The organism is Streptomyces sp. NPDC046197 (genome assembly GCF_040646295.1).
GTDB lineage: Bacteria > Actinomycetota > Actinomycetes > Streptomycetales > Streptomycetaceae > Streptomyces.
This window is the reverse complement of the sequence record NZ_JBEYZY010000005.1, coordinates 82,219-104,682: the sequence shown is the minus strand read 5'-3', so window position 1 is coordinate 104,682 and position 22,464 is coordinate 82,219. Positions and strand designations below refer to the sequence as shown.

The following is a 22,464-nucleotide window of genomic DNA, read 5'->3' as shown; positions in this document are numbered from 1 at the left end:
AAGCAGTACATTGCGCGAGCAAGCGTAAGAAAGAAGGCAATTCATCATGAGCAGCAACGAGACGCCCCGCGGCCCCGTCGACTCCTCCCGCATTCCGCGGTACGCCGGCCCCGCGACCTTCGCCCGGCTGCCCCGCCTCGACGAGGTCGGCACCACCGACGTCGCCGTCGTGGGCGTACCGTTCGACTCCGGCGTCTCGTACCGGCCGGGCGCCCGCTTCGGCGGCAACGCCATCCGCGAGGCGTCCCGGCTGCTGCGCCCCTACAACCCGGCGCAGGACGCCTCCCCCTTCGCGCTCGCCCAGGTCGCGGACGGCGGCGACATCGCGGTGAACCCCTTCAACATCAACGAGGCCGTGGAGACCATCGAGGCCGCCGCCGACGAACTGCTCGGCACCGGCGCCCGCCTCATGACCCTCGGCGGCGACCACACGATCGCCCTGCCGCTGCTGCGCTCGGTCGCCAAGAAGCACGGCCCGGTCGCCCTGCTCCACTTCGACGCCCACCTCGACACCTGGGACACCTACTTCGGCGCCGAGTACACCCACGGCACCCCGTTCCGCCGCGCGGTCGAGGAGGGCATCCTCGACACCGAGGCGCTCTCCCACGTCGGCACCCGCGGTCCGCTGTACGGCAAGCAGGACCTCACCGACGACGAGAAGATGGGCTTCGGCATCGTCACCTCCGCCGACGTCTACCGCCGCGGCGCCGACGAGGTCGCCGACCAGCTGCGCCAGCGCATCGGCGACCGCCCGCTGTACATCTCCATCGACATCGACTGCCTCGACCCGGCCCACGCCCCCGGCACCGGCACCCCGGAGGCGGGCGGCATGACCTCCCGCGAACTCCTGGAGATCCTGCGCGGCCTGGCGTCCTGCAACCTGGTGTCGGCGGACGTCGTCGAGGTGGCACCCGCGTACGACCACGCGGAGATCACGTCGGTGGCCGCCTCGCACACGGCGTACGAACTGACCACCATCATGAGCCGCCAGATCGCGGCGGCCCGCAACGCGTAACTCCCGCGCACGACTCCCTCAGGAGACCGAACCCCCGTGACCCACGACCACGACCTGGCACTCCGCCCGACGCCCGCGCAGCAGGCGGCCGCGCTGAATCCTCCCCCGGGCCGCAACGGCGGAGACCTGGTCGTGGAGACCCTGACCGGGCTGGGCGCGACGACCGTCTTCGGCCTGCCCGGTCAGCACGCCCTCGGCATGTTCGACGCGCTGCGCCGTTCGGACCTGCGCTACGTGGGCCTGCGGGTGGAGAACAACGCGGGCTTCGCGGCGGACGCCTACGGCCGGATCGCCGGCGAGGCCGCGCCCCTGCTGCTGTCGACGGGCCCGGGAGCCCTCACCTCCCTGGCCGCGCTGCAGGAGGCGGCGGCGGCCTCGGCCCCCGTCCTGGCGATCAGCAGCCAGATCCCGACGGCGGGGCTCGGTGGCGGCCGCCACGGCTACCTGCACGAACTGCCCGACCAGGCGGCCTCGTTCCGGGGCGTGGTCAAGTCGGTCCACACCGTCCGTACGCAGTCCCAGATCCCGTCCGCCATCGCGGCGGCCTGGAAGTCGGCGCTCACCGCCCCGCACGGACCGGTGTGGGTGGAGATCCCGCAGGACGTACTGCTGGACGAAACGCACCTGCCGGTGGTGACGGCGATGGAAGCCACCCCCGAGGACCTGCCGCCGCGCCCCGAACTCACGGCCGTGGCCGCCGCGTTGCTGTCGGAGGCCGCCCGCCCGGCGATCATCGCAGGTGGGGGAGTGATCCGGGCGGACGCGTCCGGAAAGCTGCGGGCGCTGGCGGAACGCCTGAACGCGCCCGTGGTCACCACCTTCGGCGGCAAGGGCGCCTTTCCCTGGGAGCACCCGCTGTCCCTCCAGTCCTGGCTGGAGGACCGGCACACCACGGACTTCCTGGAGGACGCCGACGTCCTGCTGGTGGTCGGCTCGGGCCTGGGTGAACTGTCGTCGAACTACCACACGTTCAAGCCGCGAGGCCGCGTGATCCAGATCGAGGCCGACCTCGGCAAGCTGGAGTCCAACCACCCGGCGCTCGGCATCCACGCGGACGCCCGCCTGGCGCTGCAGGCGCTGCTGGAGACGACGGAGGAACGCGCGGACCGCGGCGCCGAGGACCGGGTACGGGAGGTGCTGGCCAAGGTCCACGACCGGATCGCCGCCCAGGAACTCACCCTGGAGCAGGACGTGCTGGCCTCGGTCCGCCGCGCCCTGCCCGCCGACTCCCCGTCCTTCTGGGACATGACGATCCTGGCCTACTGGGCCTGGTCGGCCTTCGACCCGAAGGCCGCCAACACGATGCACTCGGCCCAGGGCGCCGGCGGCCTCGGCTACGGCTTCCCGGCGGCGCTGGGCGCGGCGGCCGCGGACCCCACGCGCCCGGTGCTGGCGGTCTCGGGCGACGGAGGGGCCCTGTACTCCATCTCCGAGCTGGCGACGGCCCGGCAGTACGACCTCGACGTCACCTGGCTGATCGTCGACGACGGCGGCTACGGCATCCTCCGCGAGTACATGACCGACACCTTCGGACAGCCCACGGCGACGGAGCTGAACCGCCCGGACTACGTGGCCCTGGCCGAGTCCTTCGGCGTCCCGGGCGTCCGCACGACGCCCGGGACCCTGGCCACCGACCTGGCGAAGGCCCTGGCGGAGCCGGGCCCGTCGGTGGTCGTCCTCCCGGCGGTCCTGCGGATGTTCGCACCGACGCATCTGAGCTGAGCGGACGCCGGACACGGGTCGTTCGACCGGGGATGCGCCGGCGGGCACGGCGGGCCGTCGACGGCATGGATAACGACTCGTCAAACCCTGCGGCACCCGTACAACCATTCGCCGCAACCCGTGCGTCAATCGGGCATGACTCACTGGATATCCCGACGCGCCAGAGCGCTCGCGGTGGCCGCCGGTGCCGGGATGCTCGTCCCCTGTGCGGCCGCCGCCACGCCCGCCGCGGCCACCGCCCCGACGGTCAGCTGCACCTCCGGCCAGGCGGGTCTGGCCGCCAAGCTGCAGAACGACATCACCGCGGCCGTGGCGGCCCGCAAGGGCACGATCGCCGTCGGCCTGCGCGACCGCAGCACGAACACCACCTGCACGCTCGGCGAGTCGACCGCCTACGACTCCGCCAGCGTGGTCAAGGTGACCGTCCTGGCCACGCTGCTGTGGGACGCCAAGAAGCACAACCGCTACCTCACCGACCGCGAGGCCACGCTCGCCAAAGCCATGATCACCCAGTCCGACAACAACGCGACCACCAGTCTGTGGACGCAGCTGGGCGTGACGAAGGTGCAGGGCTTCCTCACCGCCGCCGGCATGACCCAGACCAAGCCGGGCGCGAACGGCTACTGGGGCCTGACCCAGATCACCGTGCGCGACGAGCAGAAGCTGCTCGGTCTCATCACGGCGAAGAACGCGGTGCTGAGCGACAACTCCCGTGCCTACATTCTCAAGCTGATGGGCCAGGTCGTCTCCGCGCAGCGCTGGGGCACGCCCGCCGGGGCCCCGTCCTCGGTCGCCGTGCACGTCAAGAACGGCTGGCTGGAGCGCGCCACGCACGGCTGGCGGGTGCACAGCGTCGGCACCTTCGACGGCGCGGGCCACGACTACATGATCACGGTGCTGACGCAGGACAACGGCACCATGGACTACGGCGTCACCACCATCCAGAACATCGCGAGGGTCATCCACAAGGACCTCGTCCCCACGGCGACGAACGCGGTGCGCTACACGCCGACCAGCGCACCCCAGGAGGCGTTCGTGGCGGTGCCGCCGAGCGGCTGACGCTTCACGGAGAGGTCTCCCCGGGGTCACCCACGCGCCCTACGGTGACGCCCATGCGCCTGAGAACCGTACTCGCGACCCTCACCGCCGGCCTGGCGGCGGCCACCTGCCTCACCGCCGGGCCGGCCGCCGCCAACGCCCCCGGGTCCCATGCCTGTTCGCCGTCCGTGTCCCTGGACCGCTTCTCCGACGCGCTGGACAAGACGACGTACCGGGGGACCTTCGTCGGCAACCTCTCCGCGCTCGCGGTGGACCGGGACGGCTCCATCGAGGGGCTGTCCGACCGCTCGTTGCTGTTCACACTGGACCGCCGCACCCTGAAGCCGACCGGTGTCGTCCGGCTCGCCGACGAAAGCGGGGCCGCGCTCGACTCCGAGGGCCTGGCCGTCGACCTCCCCGACTCCCGGCTCCGCCCGAGCGGGAGGACCCCCATCGGCACCCGGCTGGTTACCTCCGAGACCGAGCCGTCCGTGCGGCGCTACTCCGGCGACGGCCGCATCCTCGACCGCCTCCCCGTGCCGGACGCGCTGAGGGTCGCCCCGGCCGGCCGCGCCACCCCCAACCAGACCTTCGAGGGCCTGACCCTGCTGCCCGGCGGCCACGTCCTGCTCGCGTCGATGGAGTACGCGATCGCCGGTGACGCGACGGGCATCGTGCGCTTCCAGACCTGGCGGCGGTCGAAGGACGACCACTTCCGGCTGGCCGCCCAGTACGCCTACCGGACCGACCCCGGTCTGGGCGTACCCGAGGTCCGGGCGACCCCCGACGGCCGTCTGCTCGTCCTGGAGCGCGGTTTCACCCCCGGCGTCGGCAACACGGTCCGCCTCTATCTGGCCGACCCCCGGCACGCCACCGACACGAGCGGCATCGCGAACCTCACCGGCCACCAGGACGGCGTACGGACGGTCACGAAGACACTGCTGACCGACATCGCCTCCTGCCCGTCCCTCGGCGCCACCGCCAGGCAGCCCCAGTCCAACCCGCTCCTCGACAACATCGAGGGCATGACGATCACGGGCCGCGATCCGCGGGGCCGCCTGAAGGTGCTCCTGGTCAGCGACGACAACCAGAACGCGGCGCAGACGACACGGTTCTACTTCCTGCGGGTGCGCGCCTGAGCACGACGTGCCCGAGCAGGTGCGCGGGTGCGCGCCCGAGCCGTCCTCGAGTGGCGCGCACCACCCGTCCGCGAATGTGACGGGGGGATGAAATCCGCAGCTGCCGGCGTTGGTGCCTACGGGTAGATCAGGTCTGCAGGAGGGCACCGACGTGGCAGCGCATCCGGGGGAAGCACGAGGCTGGGCACACAGGCTCGTCTCGTACGCATGGCGCTACCCGAAGGACGTCGTCCTCGCCCTCGGCTCCTCCCTGGCCGGCATGGCCGTCATGGCGCTGGTCCCGCTGATCACCAAGGTGATCATCGACGACGTGATCGGCGCGCACAGCCGTCCGATGGGCCCCTGGGCCGGCGCCCTGATCGGCGCCGCGCTCCTCGTCTACGTCCTGACCTTCATCCGCCGCTACTACGGCGGCCGCCTCGCCCTCGACGTCCAGCACGACCTGCGGACGGAGATGTACGAGACGCTCACCCGCCTCGACGGCCGCCGCCAGGACGAGCTGTCCACCGGGCAGGTGGTCGGCCGCGCCACCAGCGACCTGCAGCTGATCCAGGGCCTGCTCTTCATGCTGCCGATGACCATCGGCAACGTCCTGCTCTTCCTGATCTCCCTGGTGATCATGGCCTGGCTGTCGCTGCCGCTGACCCTGGTAGCCCTCGCCGTCGCCCCCGCCCTCGGCTGGATAGCCAAGCGCAGCCGCTCCCGGCTGCATCCCGCCACCTGGTACGCCCAGGCACAGGCCGCGGCGGTCGCGGGTGTGGTCGACGGCGCCGTCACCGGCGTACGCGTGGTCAAGGGCTTCGGGCAGGAGGACCAGGAGACCGGGAAGCTGCGGGAGGTCGGCCGCCGTCTGTTCGCCGGGCGGCTGCGCACCATAAGGCTGAACGCCAGGTTCACCCCGGCCCTCCAGGCCGTCCCCGCCCTCGGCCAGGTGGCCATGCTGGCCGTCGGCGGCTGGCTGGCCGTCCAGGGCCACATCACCCTCGGCACCTTCGTCGCCTTCTCCACCTACCTCGCCCAACTCGTCGGACCGGTCCGCATGCTCGCCGTGGTGCTCACCGTCGGCCAGCAGGCCCGCGCGGGCACCGAACGCGTCCTGGAGCTGATCGACACCGAGCCCACGCTGACCGGCGGCACCAAGGAGCTCCCCCCCGACGCGCCCGCGACCGTGGAGTTCGACGACGTCTCCTTCGGCTACGCCGGAACGTCGAAAACCGGCCCGGTCCTGCAGGGCCTGTCCTTCGAGATACGCCCCGGCGAGACCCTGGCCGTGGTCGGCTCCTCCGGCTCCGGCAAGTCCACCGTCTCCCTGCTCCTGCCGCGCTTCTACGACGTCACCCACGGCGCCGTCCTCGTCGGCGGCCACGACGTGCGCGAGCTGACCCTGGACTCGCTCCGGGCCGCGATCGGCCTGGTACCGGAGGACTCCTTCCTGTTCTCCGACACCGTCCGCAACAACATCGCCTACGGCCGCCCCGACGCCACCCAGGAGGAGGTCGAGCGGGCCGCCCGGGCCGCGCAGGCCGACCGGTTCGTCGCCGAGCTGCCCGACGGCTACGACACCAAGGTCGGCGAGCAGGGTCTCACCCTCTCCGGCGGCCAGCGCCAGCGCGTCGCACTCGCCCGCGCCATCCTCACCGACCCCCGCCTGCTCGTCCTCGACGACGCCACCTCCGCCGTGGACGCCCGGGTCGAGCACGAGATACACGAGGCGCTCAAGCAGGTCATGCAGGGCCGGACCACCCTGCTCATCGCCCACCGCCGGTCCACCCTGAACCTCGCCGACCGCATCGCCGTCCTCGACGGCGGCCGCCTCGCCGACATCGGCACCCACGAAGAGCTCCAGGAGCGGTGCGCCCTCTACCGCCGTCTGCTCACCGACCCCGACGAGCTCGGCTGGGTCTCCCCGGGCCACGCCCAGCCCGCCGCGCCACGGGAGGACATCTCCGTACGGGAGGAACTGGACGCCGAGTTCGACGCCGAGCGCGGGATCACGCCCACGCTGTGGGCGGGGGAGCGCGAGCCCAGGGACGCGGCGATGGACGGCATGCCCGCCACCCCGCAGCTCCTCGCCCAGGTCGAGGCGCTGCCGCCCGCGACCGACACACCGGACATCGACGAGGCACGGGCGGTCCGGCCCGAGCACTCCTACGGCCTGCGCCGGCTGCTGCACGGCTTCGGGCTCCCGCTGCTGGTCAGCCTGCTCCTGGTCGCCGTGGACGCCGGCATGGGCCTGCTGCTGCCGATCATGATCCGGCACGGCATCGACCAGGGCGTCAACCGGCTCGCCGTCGGCGCCGTCTGGTCGGCCTCGCTGCTCGCCCTGATCGCCGTCCTGCTGCAGTGGGCGGCGCAGATCGGCGAGATGCGGATGACCGGACGCACCGGTGAGCGCGTCCTGTACTCCCTGCGTCTGAAGATCTTCGCCCAGCTCCAGCGGCTCGGGCTCGACTACTACGAGCGCGAGCTGACCGGGCGGATCATGACCAGGATGACCACCGACGTCGACGCCCTGTCGACGTTCCTGCAGACGGGCCTGGTCACCGCGTTCGTGTCGGTGGTCACCTTCTTCGGCATCATGGCCGCCCTGCTGGTCATCGACCTCCAGCTGGCGCTGGTCGTCTTCGCGACGCTGCCGCCGCTGTTCGTCGCCACCTTCTTCTTCCGCCGGGCGAGTGTGAAGGCCTACCAACTCGCCCGCGAGCGGGTGTCGGTGGTCAACGCCGATCTGCAGGAGTCGGTTTCGGGGCTGCGCATCGTGCAGGCCTTCCGGCGCGAGCGGGACGGCGGGCGGCGCTTCGCCGAGCGCAGCGACAGCTACCGCCAGGCCCGGATCCGCGGGCAGTGGCTCATATCGGTCTACTTCCCCTTCGTACAGTTCCTGTCCTCGGTCGCCGTGGCCGCGGTGCTGGTGACGGGCGCCGGCCGGGTCGAGGCGGCGACCCTCACCACGGGCGCCCTGGTGGCCTACCTGCTGTACATCGACCTGTTCTTCGCGCCGGTCCAGCAGCTCTCCCAGGTCTTCGACGGCTACCAGCAGGCGACCGTCTCCCTGGGCCGCATCCAGGAGCTGCTCCAGGAACCGACGTCCACCAGGTCCGCCGACGAGCCCCTCGAAGTCCTCTCCCTGCGCGGCGAGATCGCCTTCGAGGACGTGCACTTCGCCTATGGGGCCGACAAGGCGGGCGAGGCGGCGCTGACCGGGATCGACCTGCGCATCCCCGCCGGCCAGACGGTCGCCTTCGTCGGCGAGACCGGCGCGGGCAAGTCGACCCTGGTGAAGCTGGTGGCCCGCTTCTACGACCCGACCGCCGGGCGGGTGACCGTCGACGGCGCGGATCTGCGGGCGCTGGACCTGACCTCGTACCGCCACCGTCTGGGTGTCGTACCGCAGGAGGCGTACCTCTTCCAGGGCACCGTCCGCGACGCCATCGCCTACGGCCGCCCCGACGCCACCGACGCCCAGGTCGAGGCCGCGGCGCGGGCGGTGGGCGCGCACGAGATGATCGCCACGCTGGAGGGCGGCTATCTGCACGAGGTCGCCGAGCGCGGCCGGAACCTGTCCGCCGGTCAGCGCCAGCTCATCGCGCTGGCCCGCGCCGAACTCGTCGACCCCGACGTCCTGCTCCTCGACGAGGCGACGGCCGCCCTCGACCTGGCGACCGAGGCCCAGGTCAACCAGGCCACCGACCGTCTCGCCGGACGCCGTACGACCCTGGTGGTCGCCCACCGCCTGACCACCGCCGCCCGAGCCGACCGGGTGGTGGTGATGGACCACGGCCGGGTCGCCGAGGACGGCACGCACGAGGAACTGCTGGCCCTGGGCGGGCGGTACGCGCAGCTGTGGCGGACCTTCGTGGGCGCGCCCGAGCCCGGGGAACCGGTCAGCGCGTCCCGCTGACGCGCGTCACGCAACCATCCGACGTACGTCCTGCGTCCGTACACCAGTACGCTGATGTGCTGCGGCCAGGGGAGGACGACTGTGGACAGTGGTGCGATACGTCGGTGGGTGGCGCTCGGCACGACCGTACTGATTGCGTCCGGGCTCTTCGCGCTCGCCGCGCCCGGCACCGCGCAGGCCGCATCCGACTTCTGTGCCGGCCGCAGGGTGAAGACCCTCTCGTTCTCCGCCGGTGCGGTCAGCGTCTACCGGAACGACGGCTACGTCTGCGCCATCACGTACCCCAACAACCCCGGCCCCCGGCAGTCGATGTCCGTCACCGTGCAGGCGCGCGGCAGCCGTCCGGTCACCGACCAGGGGCGCTTCTCCTGGCACGCGGGCCCGGTGACGGTGCACGCGGGCCACCGGTGTGTGCGGGTGAGCGGTTCGGTCGGGAACAAGTCGGTCAACAGCGGCTGGATTCTGTGCTGAACCACTGACCTCTGCCAACGTTGTCGCCAACTCCCCTGGTGTCCCGGTGAGTTGCTCCGGTAGCTTCCGGCGCACATCTGTCTCACAGGGGAGTGTGCATGCGCAAGGCGCTCAGATGGCTGCTCACGCTCACGGTGCTGATGGGCACGCTGGGCACGGCGGGGGCGGCCACCGCCGCCCAGCCGGAGGCCGGCAACGGCACCGCAAGCACCGCAAGCACCGCCGACACCGACATCAAGGACCGGCTCCTGGCCATCCCGGGCATGAGCCTGATCGAGGAGAAGCCGTATCCCGGCTACCGCTACTTCGTCCTGAACTACACCCAGCCGGTCGACCACCGGCACCCGTCCAAGGGCACGTTCCAGCAGCGGATCACCGTGCTGCACAAGGGAGTCGACCGCCCCACGGTCTTCTACACCAGCGGCTACAACGTCTCCACGACCCCGAGCCGCCGTGAGCCGACCCAGATCGTGGACGGCAACCAGGTCTCCCTGGAGTACCGCTTCTTCACCCCGTCCCGGCCCGACCCGGCCGACTGGTCGAAGCTCGACATTTGGCAGGCGGCCGCCGACCAGCACCGCGTCTTCGAGGCGCTGCGGCCGGTCTACCCGAAGAAGTGGCTCGCCACCGGCGGTTCCAAGGGCGGGATGACCGCGACGTACTACGAGCGTTTCTTCCCCCGGGACATGGACGGAGTCGTCGCCTACGTCGCCCCCAACGACGTCGTCAACGACGAGGACTCCGCCTACGACCGCTTCTTCGCCACCGTCGGCACCAAGGAGTGCCGGGACCGGCTGAACGCGGTGCAGCGGGAGGCGCTGGTGCGCCGGGAGCCGCTGGAGAGGAAGTACGCGCAGTATGCCGCCGACAACGGCTACACCTTCACCACCGTCGGCAGCCTGGACAAGGCCTACGAGGCCGTCGTCCTGGACTACGTCTGGGGCTTTTGGCAGTACAGCCTGCTGAAGGACTGCGACACGATCCCGGCGGACGCCAAGAACGCCACCGACCAGGAGATCTGGGACTCCGTCGACACCATCTCCGGGTTCTCCGCGTACACCGACCAGGGCCTGGCGCAGTTCACGCCGTACTACTACCAGGCGGGCACGCAGCTGGGCTCGCCGACCATCCACTTCCCGTCCATCGAGAAGAAGCTGATCCGCTACGGCTACCAGCCGCCGCGCAACTTCGTGCCGCGGTCGATCCCGATGCGGTTCCAGCCGTGGGCGATGCGGGACGTGGACGGCTGGGTACGCCACCACGCGCAGCACATGCTCTTCGTCTACGGGCAGAACGACCCGTGGGGCTCGGAGCGGTTCCGGCTCGGTCACGGGGCATGCGACTCCTACGTCTTCACGGCGCCCGGCCTGAACCACGGCGCGAACGTCGCCGGTCTGGTGCCGGACGAGAAGGCGCTCGCCACGGCGAGGATCCTGCAGTGGGCCGGTGTCGCTTCCGCGGCGGTGCAGGCCAACCCGTCGGCGGCCAGGCCGCTGGCAGGGTACGACGCGCGGCTGGACAGGCGCGACGTGGAGCGTGAGCCCGCGCTCAGGCCCTGACACCCTCTGCGGGGTGTGCCCGGGTCACAGCTTCCGGGCGCACCCCACCGGGTCCTTGCCGCCCAGCTGGACGTACAGGGCCGTGGACGACGGGCACTGGGCGCGGGCGTCCACCGCCTTCGTCACCTTGTACTCCGGCTTCCGCTTCCCCGTTCCGTCGCACCGCGTCTCCCGCACCTCGCCGCGGCCCGCGCCGTAGACGCAGTCGCCGACGATGGTGCGGGGGCCGCCCCCGCCGCCCGGGTCGCCGGGGTGCGGCGGTTCGAGGTTGCGCATGCAGGCGTAGCCCTGCGGGATCGCGCCGTCGCCGTTGTCGTCCGAGGACGGCCGCTGGGCGCTGATGTGGAGCACGAAGTCGGTGGTGGCCGGGCACGGCGGTCCGTCGCTCATCTTGCCGTCGTACCGGGCGATCACGCGTGCCGCGGCCCGTTCGCCGGAGCAGGGCACCTCGGTGAAGCTGGTCGTGCCGAAGGAGCTGCACTCGTCCACCGCGAGGAACTCCGCGCCGTAGCCGGAGGGCCGCATCGGCGTCGACGTACGGCTCGGCCGGCTGCCCTGCGGGTCGGAGCCGGCCGCCTGTTGGCAGCCCGTCAACAGGGCTCCGAGCAGCGTCGGCAGGGCGAACCCCACCGCCACGGACCATCTCCTGCGCATTGCCATCCCCCCGGTCCACCCCCGCCCAGCGTGGCCCGCCGCAGCGGGGCCACGCCAGATGTGCGGGGTGTTTCGGGCCCTTTCGGGGGAGTGCGCCGGGTGCGCGGCGTACGTCGCGTACGCCCGATGCGAGAGCCCGGCTAGTAGGACAGGCCGTACCCGATGGGATACAGCACCTGCGCCGGATCGTCCGCGCGCTGCACCGGCACCGGCAGGTGCCCGCGCGGCCGCACCCGGCCGGCGATCACCCGTGCCGCCGCGCGCAGCTCCACGTCGGTCCATGAGTACGCCGCCAGGAAGGCGCGCACCGGAGGCAGTTGTGCCACGTCGTACGGGTTCCTGACGGCGACCGCCACCACCGGGCGGCCGGTCGCCAGGAGGCGTTCCACCAGCGTCGTCTGGGAACTGCCCGCCGTGACGTTGTACGTCCCGACCACCACCGCGTCGGCGTCCTGGGCCGCCGTCACCGCCTTGGCGATGGCCGCCGCCGACGGGGTGGTGCCCGTGGACAGGGCCGTCGCCGTGAAGCCCAGCTCGGTCAGGGCGGCGGCGAGCACGCCGGTGGGCGGGCCCGTGGTCCCCGACGGGGAGGCGGGATCGGCGCCGACCACGAGGAGCCTGGTGTGCGTGCGGGGGGACAGCGGAAGCAGACGGTCCTCGTTGACCAGCAGCGTCGTCGTGCGCTCGGCGATGCGGTCGGCCGCGGCCAGGTGCTCCGGGGTGCCGACCGTCCGGTCCACGCCGGCCCCGCTGACACAGGGTTCCTCGAACAGTCCCAGCCGCGCCTTCAGGCGCAGGATGCGCAGGATCGATTCGTCGAGCCGGGCCTCGGTCAGCTCCCCGTCCCCTACGGCCTTCAGCACCGCGTTCCAGGCGATCTCCAGGGAGGGCGGGTCGAGCAACTGGTCCACGCCCGCCTTCAGGGCGAGCACCGGCACCCGGTCGTCGCCGTACTTGGTGCGCACCCCCGCCATGCCGAGGGAGTCGGTGATCACCACTCCGTCGTAACCGAGCTCCCCGCGCAGGATGCCGGTGACGATCGGGTGGGAGAGGGTGGCCGGGTCGCCGGAGCCGTCGAGCGCCGGGAACTGGATGTGCGCGGTCATGATCGAGTCGATCCCGGCCCCGATCGCGGCCCGGAACGGCACGGCGTCCAGCTTCTCCCACAGCTCGCGGCTGTGGGTGATGACCGGGAAGCCGTAGTGGCTGTCGACCGCGGTGTCCCCGTGCCCGGGGAAGTGCTTGGCGGTCGCCGCCACCCGGGCCGCCTGATACCCCTTCACCTCGGCGTCGACCAGTTCCGCCACCGCGTCGGGGTCGGCGCCGAAGGAGCGCACGCCGATGACCGGGTTGGCGGGGTTGACGTTCACGTCGGCGTCGGGGGAGTAGTCCTGGTTGATGCCGATCGCGCGCAGCTCGGCGCCCGAGATACGGCCGAGGGTGCGGGCGTCGGCGCGGGAGCCGCCGGCGCCGATCGCCATCGCGCCGGGGAAGAGCGTGGCCGGTTTGCCGACCCGGCAGACGATCCCGTGCTCCTGGTCGGTGGCGATGAGGACCGGCAGGCCGCGGGGCCGGCCGAGTGACGCCTTCTGGATACCGTTGGACAGGTCGGCGATCTGGTGCGGGTCGCGGGTGTTGTGGGTCCAGGTGAAGTAGATGATGCCGCCGACGCGGTACCTGGCGATCAGCTCGGCGGCCGTGCGGACGCCGATCTCCCTGAGGTTGGCGTCGACGTCGGCCTGGTCGGGGTCGGTGGCGGAGTGACCGTAGACCCGCATCACGAACAGCTGGCCGACCTTCTCCTCCAGCTCCATCCGGGAGATGAGGCCACGGAGCCTGCTGTCGTCGTGGGCGACGGCGTGGGCAGTGCTGCCCATCGTCAGGGCCGTGGTGAGGCCCGCGGTCGCGGTCAGGACGGTACGTCTGGAGGGGCCTGCGGTGTTTCCGGTGCTTCCCGTGCCGGTGTCGTGCACGTGCGCTCCTTCCGGAGGGGATCCGCTGGAGTGTCACTGAAGGAAACTTCCGAGGAGTCACCAATATCCGGGAAGTTTCTGCCAGTCAAGGGAACGCACGGTACAGCGGCAGGGGCCGCCACCGGCGCTGTTGGAGGGGGGCGCGCCGATGGCGGCGTGCTGCCGGCCGCGGTACGGCGGAGAGGGTGGTCAGCGATCGCAGCCAGCAGCGAGGGCCGACACCGCACCGCGCAGACTCATCCGGCAGCCTGCGCGTTGGACGCGTGCGGTGGGGCGGGGGTTCCCCGCGCGGCGCGGATGTGCCGGAAGCCGGTGCGGGTTGGCACCCCTGTGCTCAACGAGGCCCGGGGGACGATGCCCTCGGCCAGTGCTCCTGCAGGGTGCGCACCGTCTCCGCGATCGCCGGGCGGCGCGCGGCCCCGGTACGCCACAGCGCGTAGAGCCGCCGTACGGGCATGGGGTCCAGCGGCACCTCGGCGACCTGCTCGGGGAGCGGGCCGCGGCCCAGGCGCGGGATCAGCGCGACACCGAGACCCGCGGCGACCAGGGCGACGAGCGTGGGGTTCTCCTCGGCCTGGTGGACGACGTCCGGCTCGTGGCCGGCGGCGCGCAGGGTGCGCAGCAGCCAGTCGTGGCAGACCCGCCCCGGCGGCTGGCACACCCACCGCTCGCCGCCGAGCTCCGACCGCCGCACCGCCGTCCGGCCCGCGAACCGGTGGCCCGCGGGCACGAGCAGGTCGCACAGGTCTTCCCCGATGACCGCCTGCTCCACTCCCTCGGGCGCGGGCAGCGGCGCGATGTCCCAGTCGTGCGCCACCGCGAGGTCGACGGCGCCCTTGGCGACGAGATCGACGGACAGGTGCGGGTCCACCTCGCTGAGCCGGGCGTCGAGGCCGGGGTGGCGCCGGGCCAGGTCGGCGAGGACGGGCGGCAGCAGCCCCCGTGCCGCCGACGGGAACGCGGCCACGGTCAGCCGCCCGGCCGGGCGGCCGCGCCGCTCCTCCAGCTCGGTTTCCGCGCGTTCCACGATCGCCAGCAACTTCTGCGCCGTGCCGGCCAGTTGCCACGCCTCGTCGGTGAGCCGCACCCCTCGCCCCTCACGTTCCAGGAGTACGGTCCTGGTCTCCCGCTCCAGCTTGGCGATCTGCTGCGACACGGCCGAGGAGGTGTACCCGAGCGCGGCGGCGGCCGCTCCGACGCTGCCGTGCACCGACACGGCGTGCAGGGCGCGCAGGCGCTGAAGATCGAGCACTGGTCCTCCCGAGGTGATCACTGGTTAGTGGTGCTTCATCCAACCGTGCACAAATCATCGCTGGTGCTTCACGGTCCGGGGAAGTGATCCTCTACGCATGCGACCCGCACATCTCTGTCTCGCCGTCCTCGTCGCCGCCGTCTGGGGCGTGAACTTCACCGTCATCGAGGTCGGCCTCGGCCACTTCCCGCCGCTGCTGTTCTCGGCCCTGCGCTTCCTGGCCGCCGCGCTGCCCGCCGTCTTCCTCGTGGGCCGTCCCAAAGTGGCCTGGAGGTGGATCGTGGCGGTGGGCCTGGTCCTCGGGGTCGCCAAGTTCGGCCTGCTGTTCGTGGGAATGGGCGCGGGCATGCCGGCCGGACTGTCCTCGCTGGTGCTTCAGATCCAGGCGGTGTTCACGACCCTCTTCGCCGCCCTGGTACTCGGCGAACGGCCGTCCGGGGTACGGCTGCTGGGCATGGGCGTCGCGCTCGCCGGGATCGGCGTGGCGGCCGTCGACGAGGGGTCGGCCGGTCCGCTGGGCGCCTTCGCGCTCGTCGTCGCGGCGGCGGCCTGCTGGGGTGCGTCGAACGTGCTGACCCGCAGGGCGGCACCACCGGACGCGCTGAACTTCATGGTGTGGGTGAGCACGGTTCCGGTCCTGCCGCTGCTCGCCCTGTCCCTCCTGACGGAGGGCCCCACCCGCGACCTGGCCGCGCTGCGCGCCCTGGACTGGCAGGGCGCGGGCACCGTCCTGTACGTCGCCTGGATCACCACGGTGTTCGGCTTCGGCGCCTGGGGCTGGCTCCTGCGCCGCCACGCCGCCTCCACGGTCGCCCCCTTCTCGCTCCTGGTCCCGGTGTTCGGGATGTCGTCGGCGGCCCTGTTCCTGGGCGAGTCGGTGACCGCGCTGCGGTGGTGCGCGGCGGCCTTGCTGGTGGGCGGGGTGGCGGTGACGTCGCTGACGCCGTCCTCGGGGCGTTCGAGCCGCCCGGGGGTCAGGACACCACGAGCGCGGCGAGACCTGCTGTCCCGGACGTGATCAGGCACCCCCAGGCGGTCAGCAGGGACGCCCGGACCCATGCCGGGTTGCCGGGGTCCGCGCGGCGAAACGGCCGGCCGAAGCGGACCGGGGGAAGGACACACGCCACGAGGCACCCTCCGGCCAGGCACAGACACAGCCAGCCGAGGGCGTAGTCGGGCCGCGCGGTGTAGTACGTGTCGGCCTCGGCCCGGGTGACCGGTATCGACACACCGAAGCCATGCCCGTCGGCCTCGTCCTCGAGCGTGGCCCTGGTGTCCGTCGTTCTCCCGTCGGCCGACCGGAAGGTGCCGTGCCAGACCGTGTGAAAGCTGTTGCTGCCCCGGCCGTTGTCCGCGACCCGGTCGGCGAACTCCACCTTGAACGTGCCCGGAGTCCCGGCCAGCCGGGCGGCATAGGCGAAGTCGCGGCCTCCGACGCCGAGGCACACCAGACCGACGATCAGGAACACCACACCACCGAAGCGGGCCCCGGACCGCCGGCCGGTGGTGCGCGCCGACGGCAGTGTTTGTCCCGTGGGAGATGGTCGCGAGGCCTTGGCGGAGGTCATCGTTGCTGCAGCCAGCGCCGGGCGCCGACCTCGCTGGGGTACTCGCGGACGGTGAAGGCGGCGACGAGCCAGCCGACGGCGAAGGCCATGAACGCCGGGAGAACGGGGGCCGCGATCAGTACGAGAAAGCGGCCGGCGACCACCAGCCCCGGGGTGCGGCGGGACTGGTCGCGCTTGCCCGCACGGGCCTGGGCCGGAGTGGGCGGGTCCAGCAGCTTCTTGCGATGACCCCGGCGCTGCACCACCCATCCCCAGACCACGGCCACGCAGGACGCGACCACCTGCGCCCAGTCCCAGACGGTTCGCAGCGGCTGCGGCATGTCGCTGCGGGGTGCCCCGAGGTAGAGGTCGATCACGATGTAGCAGGCGAACGCCAGCACGATGAGCCAGACGGCTGCGCCGAGAGCACGACGCAGCCAGTAGCGCGCGCCACGCTCGTACCAGGTGGTGCCCAGTCCGGGCAGCGACGGGATCTGGACCGGGGACCCGGAGACCGGAACGTCAGAAGATGCTCTTGATGCCATGCCAGACGTCATCCTTCAGTCGTACGAAGTCGTCGCCGGTCTGGGAGAGAACGTGCCCGGTGCCGTGCAGTACACCACCGACCACGCCGTGGTCGTGGATGTCCTCGCTCCAGTGCTCGTGGAAGGCATGGTCGATCACGGCGGTCGCACCCACCACCACGGCCCCGCCGACTCCGGCCACCACCAGGGCGGGCACGTCGAACGGCGCGAGGGCGACCGCAACAGCGGTGATCCCCGTTCCAGCGGCGAGACCGGCGAGGTTGGCGCCGCCGTCGACGGCCACGGCATGCTGCCAGGACCAGCCCTCGTCATGGTCGGCCGACGCTTCCAGCAGCCCGCAGGCACCAGCAGCAGCGACATCCAGGACCGGGATCTCCTTGAGGAAGTCCGGGACCTTGTCCAGGCTCTCGCCCGCGCGCAGCGCTTCCGCGGCATCGGCCAGCTTGACGTTGAGGACCCGGTCGTACGGCAGCTTGGTGCTGCCGTGGTCGGCGCGGGCGATGTCGTCCTCAAGCGACTTGACCTTGGCGACCGCGTCGGCATAGGCGCCCTTGGCGGGCAGGTCCTTGGGCAGTGCCTGACCCGCCTTCTGGAACGCCCTTCGCTCCGCCCTGAGTTCCTTCTTGGCGGCCCGCTCCTCGGCCTTGGCGGAGTCGATCTCCGTGCGGGCCTTCGCGCCGCCCGCGCGGGCGTCCTCGGCGTCGTAGGCGTACAGGCCGCGCAGATAGTCGGCGAGCGTGATCTTGTCACCGGGGCTCGCCGGATCGGTGACCTGGGCGTACAGCCCCCGCAACTTGTCCGCCGCCAACAGCCGCGCGTGCTGCGCGGTGTGCAGGATCTCGTCGCGGACCTTGGTGTACTCGGTCATCGCCGAGATCGTCTTCTGGTCGTCCGCGCTGGGCGGGTTCGCCGTGACCATCTGCAGCGGCACGCCCTTGTCGCCCATCGGGACGCCCTTGCGCGTGGCTATGTGCTCGGCGTTCTGCAGAGCTGTCTCGCAGCCGGAGAGCGCGTCGACGAGGTCGCCCAGGATCTTACCCGCCTCCTGTACGAGGCTGGCGAAGGCGCCGGCCGTCATCGCGTCCTCGCTCCACTGGGCGCGGAAGGTGTCTGCGGCGTCACCCTTCCAGTGCGTATCCTGCACCAGTTGCTCGACGGCGGTGCTGACGGGATGGACCGCCTCCTCGAGCTTCGGCTTCGCGTTCTTGTAGGCGTCGGCCATCGTGCGCAGTCCGCCGATGTCGCCGCCGACCCAGCTGTCGCTCACTGGCCCTTCTCCAACTTCAGGTCCTCGAACAGGCCGTGCACGTCCACGTCGTGCCGGTGGAAGGAGTCACGGGCCTTCGCGACCCGGTCGCCGTGGTCGTCCAGCCGGTCGGCGAAACCGCAGTGCAGGGCCGCGATGAGGTGGCCGACCTCCCTGATGGCGGCGTCCAGCCCGGCGTCGCCACCGCTGGCAAAGGCCGGGGTGACGAAGGGCTCCAGCTCCCGGTAGGCGCGGGCCTGGTCGTGGAAGGTCTTGGACATCGAGGTGAGGTCGCCCAGGACGGCCTTGAAGTCGACGGACATCAGCGCACCTCCCGTGCGAAGGCAGCCAGATCCTCCGGCCGCCAGTTGTGCTGCCCCGGGGCGAGTCGCGGATCGAGGACGACGGTGGCGCCGTGCTCGCGCATGCCCTGGGCCAGGGAGCCGATCGACACGGCGATCCACGGCTGGGCGTCACCCAGCGCGTCCACCAGCCTGCCGAGCTCCGTGAAGGCGAAGGCCACGGTGCCGCCCGAGGGATGGGCGTACAGCTCGTACGCGATGAACGCCACCCGGGCGGGGCGGCCCTCGGCGTCCGTGGTGTCGGCGTAGCGGGGATGGGCCGGGACGAACACGGGTGTGTGGTACGGGGGAACGCCGGGCTTGGGCCCCGGTCTGCCGTCCGTGACCGGTTCTGCGGGCGGCGCCGCCGCGACGTAGTCGAGAAGACGTGAACGAGGGGACTGTGCCCCCTGGGACGAAGCCGTCTGCGGCTCCGGCTCGACATAGTCGAGGATGCGCGACGGTATCGGCGCCTCCACCCCGTTCTCCTCCCGGCTGCGACCGATTGAGCGTCGCCACAGTAGCGAGCGGCCGCGGGATCAAATCCGGCTATGTCAGGCCGGACTTGGGGTTGCATGCGCAACCCATACGGCCGTTTGGCCAACGTCTGGCCATCCTTTGACCCTCCGGTGGGGCAAGGCCCTCAGTGACGCGAGTTTCCGGATGCGAGGGCGAGGAAGTCGGCCCATGCGGCGGGGGAGACGGTGAGGTGGGGGTGGTACGGGGTTTTGGAGTCGCGGATGTGTATGTGGGTGGTGGAGGCGACTTCGAGGCATTCACCGCCGCTGGAGTCGCTGTAGCTGCTCTTGAGCCAGGTGAAGGCGGCTTCGAGGCATTCGCCGCCCGTGTTGTCGCTGTAACTGCTCTTGAACCAGGTCAGGTTGCTCACAGTTCACCTGCCAACTGCTCGATGAGACGAACGGACTCCTCGGGATCGAGGGCCTGCGTTCGGATCATCGCATAGCGGCGCGACAGTACCCCTACCTCGTCCGGCTTGGAGACGAGGTGGCTGTTGCCCTGGCCCTCCAGGTAGGCCAAGGTGACTTCTTCCGGTGTCTCGATGACCGTCATGGGGCCTGCCAGGCCCGCGTGTCCGGCCCGGCTCATGGGCATCACCTGGAGTGCCACATTGGGGCGCACGGCGCGCTCGATGAGGTGCTCGTACTGGACGCGCATCACCTCCGGCCCGCCGATCAGTCGGCGTAGAGCCGCTTCTTCGAGTACCACGCTGATCATCGCCACCGGCCTGCGACCGAACAGGGATCGGCGCTCCATGCGCATGGCGACGTGCTGCTCGGCCTCCTCGGGGTCCACCGGTGGAACCGCGTGGTCGTACAGCGCCCGGGCGTAGTCCTCGGTCTGCAACAGCCCGTGGATCAGCTGCACACAGTACGACGAGACACTCAACGCCTCCTGCTCCAGTTGCACAAACCCCTGAAAGTGAGCCGGATACCGCTCCAACCGCAAATACTTGGCGGCAGCCGAAATCAACCCCCCGGCGTCCAGCGCCCTCTCCGCCGCCTCGATGAACTCGTCCGTCGCCGGTTTCGCGCACGTCTCCACCGCGCTCACCGCCGCCCCCGAGTAGGCCATCCGCTCGCCCAACTCGTTCTGCGACAACCCGGCTTTCACCCGCAGTGTCCGCAGGACCTCCGCGAAGTACTGCGCGGCGGGAGACGACGAGTTCCTGCCGGGCTGCGCCATCGCAGCCACCCCCTCTACACGGCTCAACTACACGGCTCAACGCCGATCAACGCGCGCACCGCCGCACTCACCGTACGCAGCCGTCGACGCTCGGTCACTGTTCACGGTAGCGACCAGGGCCGACAGTATCCCTATGAACACAGAAAGTGACGGGGTGAACGCCCGGCACCGCACCTGGCGGTTGCGCTTCACGCCCACCCCGCGCAACGTCGTCGAGGCCCGCCACGGCGCCCGCTGCGTGCTGCGCTCCTGGGCCGTGCCCGCCGACGCCCGCGAGAGCGTCGAACTCGTCCTCTCGGAGCTCGCGACGAACGCCGTACGCCACGGCCGCGTACCCGGCCGCCACTTCGAGGTCGCGATGACGTACGACGGCGAGAAGGCCGTGGAGGTCGAGGTGTCCGACGCCTGCCCGCAACGGCCGGTCCCGGCGGACCCGGACCCCGAGGGGACCTCCGGCCGCGGACTTCTGCTCGTCGCCGCGCTTGCGCACAGCTGGGAGATCAGGGACCGGGGCGTCGGGAAGACGGTGTGGGCCCGGGTCCTGGTCTGAAGGGCCCGGGCCCGGGGCTCACGCCGACTCGTTCAGCAGTCGGCTCAGGTGCTCCCGTCCGGCGCCGAGGAGGTCCGTAAACGGGGGCGCCGCCTCGTACCACCGCTTCTCGTACTCCCAGCACAGCCAGCCGTCCCAGCCGTGACGGGAGAGGAGCTCCACGCACTCGACGAGGGGCAGCACGCCGGAGCCGAGCGGCAGCGGGGTCGGGTCGTCGGCCGACGCGATGTCCTTGACCTGGACGTACCCCAGGTACGGCGAGAGTGCCGCGTAGGTGTCCGAGGGCTGTTCGCCGCCCAGCCAGGTGTGCATCACGTCCCACAGGGCGCCGACCTGGCGGTGGCCGACCAGGCCGAGGACGCGCATGACGTCGGCGCCGGTGCGGTGCGAGTCGTGGGTTTCCAGCAGGATGCGCACGCCGAGGTCGGCGGCGTACTCGGCGGCCGTGCCCAGGCGCCGGGCGGCGACGGCGTCGGCCTCCTGGCGCGGCTGCTCCGGTACGCCGCCGGGGAAGACGCGGACGTAGGGGGCGCCCAGGGCGCGGGCCAGTTCGAGGAGTTCGTGGATCTCGGCGACCACGGTGCCGTCGTCCCCCGGTGCGGCGACCCGCACGTACCCGGCCAGTCCCAGGACTTCGACACCGGCCGCCTTGAACTCCGCGGCCACTTCGTCCCGTTGACCGGGACCGAGACCGGGATGGACCGGCTCCTCGGGGTGCGCGCGCAGTTCGACACCGTGGTAGCCGTGTGCCGCCGCGAGCCGGACCACGTCCGGTACGGGCAGGCCGGGGACACCGAGGGTGGAGAAGGCCAGCTTCATACACAGCGACCCTACTCGCCGTACGCCCGTCCCGCCCCCTCGCGGTCACTCGGGCGCCGCGCGCAGGCCCAGCCGCCAGTCCTGACCGACCAGGTCCTGGCCGAAGGAGCGGTGCGGTTTCTCCGCGACGAGGACGAAGCCGTGGCGCTGGTAGACGCGGCGGGCGGAGGCGAGCACGGAATTGGTCCACAGCACCAGCTCGCGGTACCCGACACCACGGGCGAAGCCGATCACGGCCCGCACCAGCAGGTCGCCGATGCCCAGGCCGCGCGCCTCCGGCTCGACCAGCAGCAACCGCAGCCGTGCGGCGCCCGGCGCCTCGTCCCGCACGCACATCACGCATCCCACCGGCCGCCCGGCGAACTCGGCGATCCACACCCGCTCCAGGTGCGGGTCGTGGTCCTCGGCGAAGTCGGCGACGATCCTCGCGACCAGCCCCTCGTAGTCGGCGTTCCAGCCGTACTCGGCGGCGTACACCGCGGCGTTGCGCTGCACGATCCAGCCGAGGTCGCCGGGGCGCGGATCGCGCAGCGTGACGTCCTCACGCCGGGGCGCCCGCCCCTGCGACAGGATCTCGCGCACGGTGCGCATCGCCTCCGTCAGGCGAGGACGCTCGGCCACGGGCACCGAGGCCAGCAGCGAACCGACGGTCTCCCGCGCCCGCTCGTCGAGCAGGTCGGCGGTGTCCCGCCCGCGGGCGGTGAGCGTGACGCGCCGGCGGCGCGGGTCGCTGTCGGACGGCTTGCGCTCGACCAGCCCGCCCCGTTCGAACTTGTTGAGGATGCGGCTCAGGTACCCGGCGTCCAGGGAGAGTTCGGCGCGCAGGTCGGCCGCGTCCGTCCGCGGGGAGTGCGCGAGTTCGTACAGCACCCGGGACTCGGTGAGGGTGTAGGGCGCGTAGAGGTGGCGGCCGTAGTCGAGGGCGCCGATGACGTTGGTGTAGAAGCGGTTGAAGGCGCGGATGTCCTGGACGGTCATGGTGCGGCCC

General features: G+C 71.6%; 21 protein-coding genes. 9 read left to right on the top strand and 12 right to left on the bottom strand.

What is annotated here, in order from left to right:
- Positions 1 to 46 precede the first annotated feature (46 nt).
- The 7 genes from speB (at position 47) to AB0A61_RS09125 (ending at position 10,845) form a co-directional block, all read left to right on the top strand.
- Complete coding sequence (gene speB / locus AB0A61_RS09155) at positions 47 to 1,015, top strand: agmatinase (protein ID WP_361288555.1); 969 nt, start codon at positions 47 to 49, stop codon at positions 1,013 to 1,015.
- A gap of 36 nt (positions 1,016 to 1,051) precedes the next feature.
- Positions 1,052 to 2,737, top strand: coding sequence for a thiamine pyrophosphate-binding protein (locus tag AB0A61_RS09150; RefSeq protein WP_361288552.1), 1,686 nt, complete (start codon positions 1,052 to 1,054; stop codon positions 2,735 to 2,737).
- A gap of 135 nt (positions 2,738 to 2,872) precedes the next feature.
- Complete coding sequence (locus AB0A61_RS09145; RefSeq protein WP_361288549.1) at positions 2,873 to 3,796, top strand: serine hydrolase; 924 nt, start codon at positions 2,873 to 2,875, stop codon at positions 3,794 to 3,796.
- 53 nt (positions 3,797 to 3,849) lie between these two features.
- Entirely contained in the window at positions 3,850 to 4,914 is a 1,065-nt protein-coding gene (locus tag AB0A61_RS09140) for an esterase-like activity of phytase family protein (protein WP_361288546.1), read from the top strand.
- A 151-nt stretch (positions 4,915 to 5,065) separates the two neighbouring features.
- Positions 5,066 to 8,815, top strand: coding sequence for an ABC transporter ATP-binding protein (locus tag AB0A61_RS09135; protein WP_361288543.1), 3,750 nt, complete (start codon positions 5,066 to 5,068; stop codon positions 8,813 to 8,815).
- A gap of 81 nt (positions 8,816 to 8,896) precedes the next feature.
- Positions 8,897 to 9,286, top strand: a complete 390-nt coding sequence (locus AB0A61_RS09130) for a hypothetical protein (RefSeq protein WP_361288540.1) — start codon at positions 8,897 to 8,899, stop codon at positions 9,284 to 9,286.
- A 98-nt stretch (positions 9,287 to 9,384) separates the two neighbouring features.
- Positions 9,385 to 10,845 carry a S28 family serine protease gene (locus tag AB0A61_RS09125; RefSeq protein WP_361288537.1) on the top strand — a complete coding sequence of 487 codons (1,461 nt, stop codon included), beginning with the start codon at positions 9,385 to 9,387 and terminating at the stop codon, positions 10,843 to 10,845.
- Positions 10,846 to 10,869: 24 nt separating this feature from the next.
- On the opposite strand, the gene AB0A61_RS09120 is transcribed toward AB0A61_RS09125, so the two are convergent.
- The 3 genes from AB0A61_RS09120 to AB0A61_RS09110 all read right to left on the bottom strand — a co-directional run bounded on the left by AB0A61_RS09120 (position 10,870) and on the right by AB0A61_RS09110 (position 14,724).
- Positions 10,870 to 11,499 carry a hypothetical protein gene (locus tag AB0A61_RS09120; protein WP_361288534.1) on the bottom strand — a complete coding sequence of 210 codons (630 nt, stop codon included), beginning with the start codon at positions 11,497 to 11,499 and terminating at the stop codon, positions 10,870 to 10,872.
- A 140-nt stretch (positions 11,500 to 11,639) separates the two neighbouring features.
- Positions 11,640 to 13,472, bottom strand: a complete 1,833-nt coding sequence (locus AB0A61_RS09115; RefSeq protein ID WP_361288531.1) for a glycoside hydrolase family 3 N-terminal domain-containing protein — start codon at positions 13,470 to 13,472, stop codon at positions 11,640 to 11,642.
- A 334-nt stretch (positions 13,473 to 13,806) separates the two neighbouring features.
- Complete coding sequence (locus AB0A61_RS09110) at positions 13,807 to 14,724, bottom strand: LysR family transcriptional regulator (protein WP_361288529.1); 918 nt, start codon at positions 14,722 to 14,724, stop codon at positions 13,807 to 13,809.
- Positions 14,725 to 14,821: 97 nt separating this feature from the next.
- On the opposite strand from AB0A61_RS09110, the gene AB0A61_RS09105 reads away from it, so the two are divergent.
- Complete coding sequence (locus AB0A61_RS09105; protein WP_361288526.1) at positions 14,822 to 15,742, top strand: EamA family transporter; 921 nt, start codon at positions 14,822 to 14,824, stop codon at positions 15,740 to 15,742.
- On the opposite strand, the gene AB0A61_RS09100 is transcribed toward AB0A61_RS09105, so the two are convergent.
- From AB0A61_RS09100 to AB0A61_RS09070, 7 genes are all read right to left on the bottom strand, one after another.
- Entirely contained in the window at positions 15,699 to 16,193 is a 495-nt protein-coding gene (locus AB0A61_RS09100; RefSeq protein WP_361288523.1) for a hypothetical protein, read from the bottom strand. The genes AB0A61_RS09105 and AB0A61_RS09100 overlap by 44 nt on opposite strands.
- A gap of 95 nt (positions 16,194 to 16,288) precedes the next feature.
- Positions 16,289 to 16,816: a hypothetical protein gene (locus AB0A61_RS09095; RefSeq protein ID WP_361288520.1), complete on the bottom strand. Its 528-nt coding sequence runs from the start codon at positions 16,814 to 16,816 to the stop codon at positions 16,289 to 16,291.
- Entirely contained in the window at positions 16,794 to 18,083 is a 1,290-nt protein-coding gene (locus AB0A61_RS09090; RefSeq protein WP_361288517.1) for a hypothetical protein, read from the bottom strand. Before AB0A61_RS09090 ends, AB0A61_RS09095 begins: the two co-directional genes overlap by 23 nt.
- Entirely contained in the window at positions 18,080 to 18,385 is a 306-nt protein-coding gene (locus AB0A61_RS09085; protein ID WP_361288514.1) for a DUF6317 family protein, read from the bottom strand. The genes AB0A61_RS09090 and AB0A61_RS09085 overlap by 4 nt, the downstream gene beginning before the upstream one ends.
- Entirely contained in the window at positions 18,385 to 18,882 is a 498-nt protein-coding gene (locus AB0A61_RS09080; protein WP_361288511.1) for an SAV_915 family protein, read from the bottom strand. The genes AB0A61_RS09085 and AB0A61_RS09080 overlap by 1 nt, the downstream gene beginning before the upstream one ends.
- A 164-nt stretch (positions 18,883 to 19,046) precedes the next feature.
- On the bottom strand, positions 19,047 to 19,292 hold the full coding sequence (locus AB0A61_RS09075; protein ID WP_361288508.1) for a DUF397 domain-containing protein: 246 nt from the start codon (positions 19,290 to 19,292) through the stop codon (positions 19,047 to 19,049).
- Positions 19,289 to 20,107: a helix-turn-helix transcriptional regulator gene (locus AB0A61_RS09070; protein WP_361288505.1), complete on the bottom strand. Its 819-nt coding sequence runs from the start codon at positions 20,105 to 20,107 to the stop codon at positions 19,289 to 19,291. Before AB0A61_RS09070 ends, AB0A61_RS09075 begins: the two co-directional genes overlap by 4 nt.
- A gap of 133 nt (positions 20,108 to 20,240) precedes the next feature.
- Between AB0A61_RS09070 and AB0A61_RS09065 the strand changes: the two genes are divergently transcribed.
- On the top strand, positions 20,241 to 20,657 hold the full coding sequence (locus AB0A61_RS09065; RefSeq protein ID WP_361288502.1) for an ATP-binding protein: 417 nt from the start codon (positions 20,241 to 20,243) through the stop codon (positions 20,655 to 20,657).
- Between the two features lie 18 nt (positions 20,658 to 20,675).
- On the opposite strand, the gene AB0A61_RS09060 is transcribed toward AB0A61_RS09065, so the two are convergent.
- Together AB0A61_RS09060 and AB0A61_RS09055 are read right to left on the bottom strand one after the other, a co-directional pair.
- Positions 20,676 to 21,476, bottom strand: a complete 801-nt coding sequence (locus AB0A61_RS09060; RefSeq protein ID WP_361288499.1) for a sugar phosphate isomerase/epimerase family protein — start codon at positions 21,474 to 21,476, stop codon at positions 20,676 to 20,678.
- A 45-nt stretch (positions 21,477 to 21,521) separates the two neighbouring features.
- Positions 21,522 to 22,454 (bottom strand): helix-turn-helix domain-containing GNAT family N-acetyltransferase, encoded by a 933-nt coding sequence (locus AB0A61_RS09055; RefSeq protein ID WP_361288496.1) that lies wholly within the window; start codon positions 22,452 to 22,454, stop codon positions 21,522 to 21,524.
- Positions 22,455 to 22,464 lie beyond the last annotated feature (10 nt).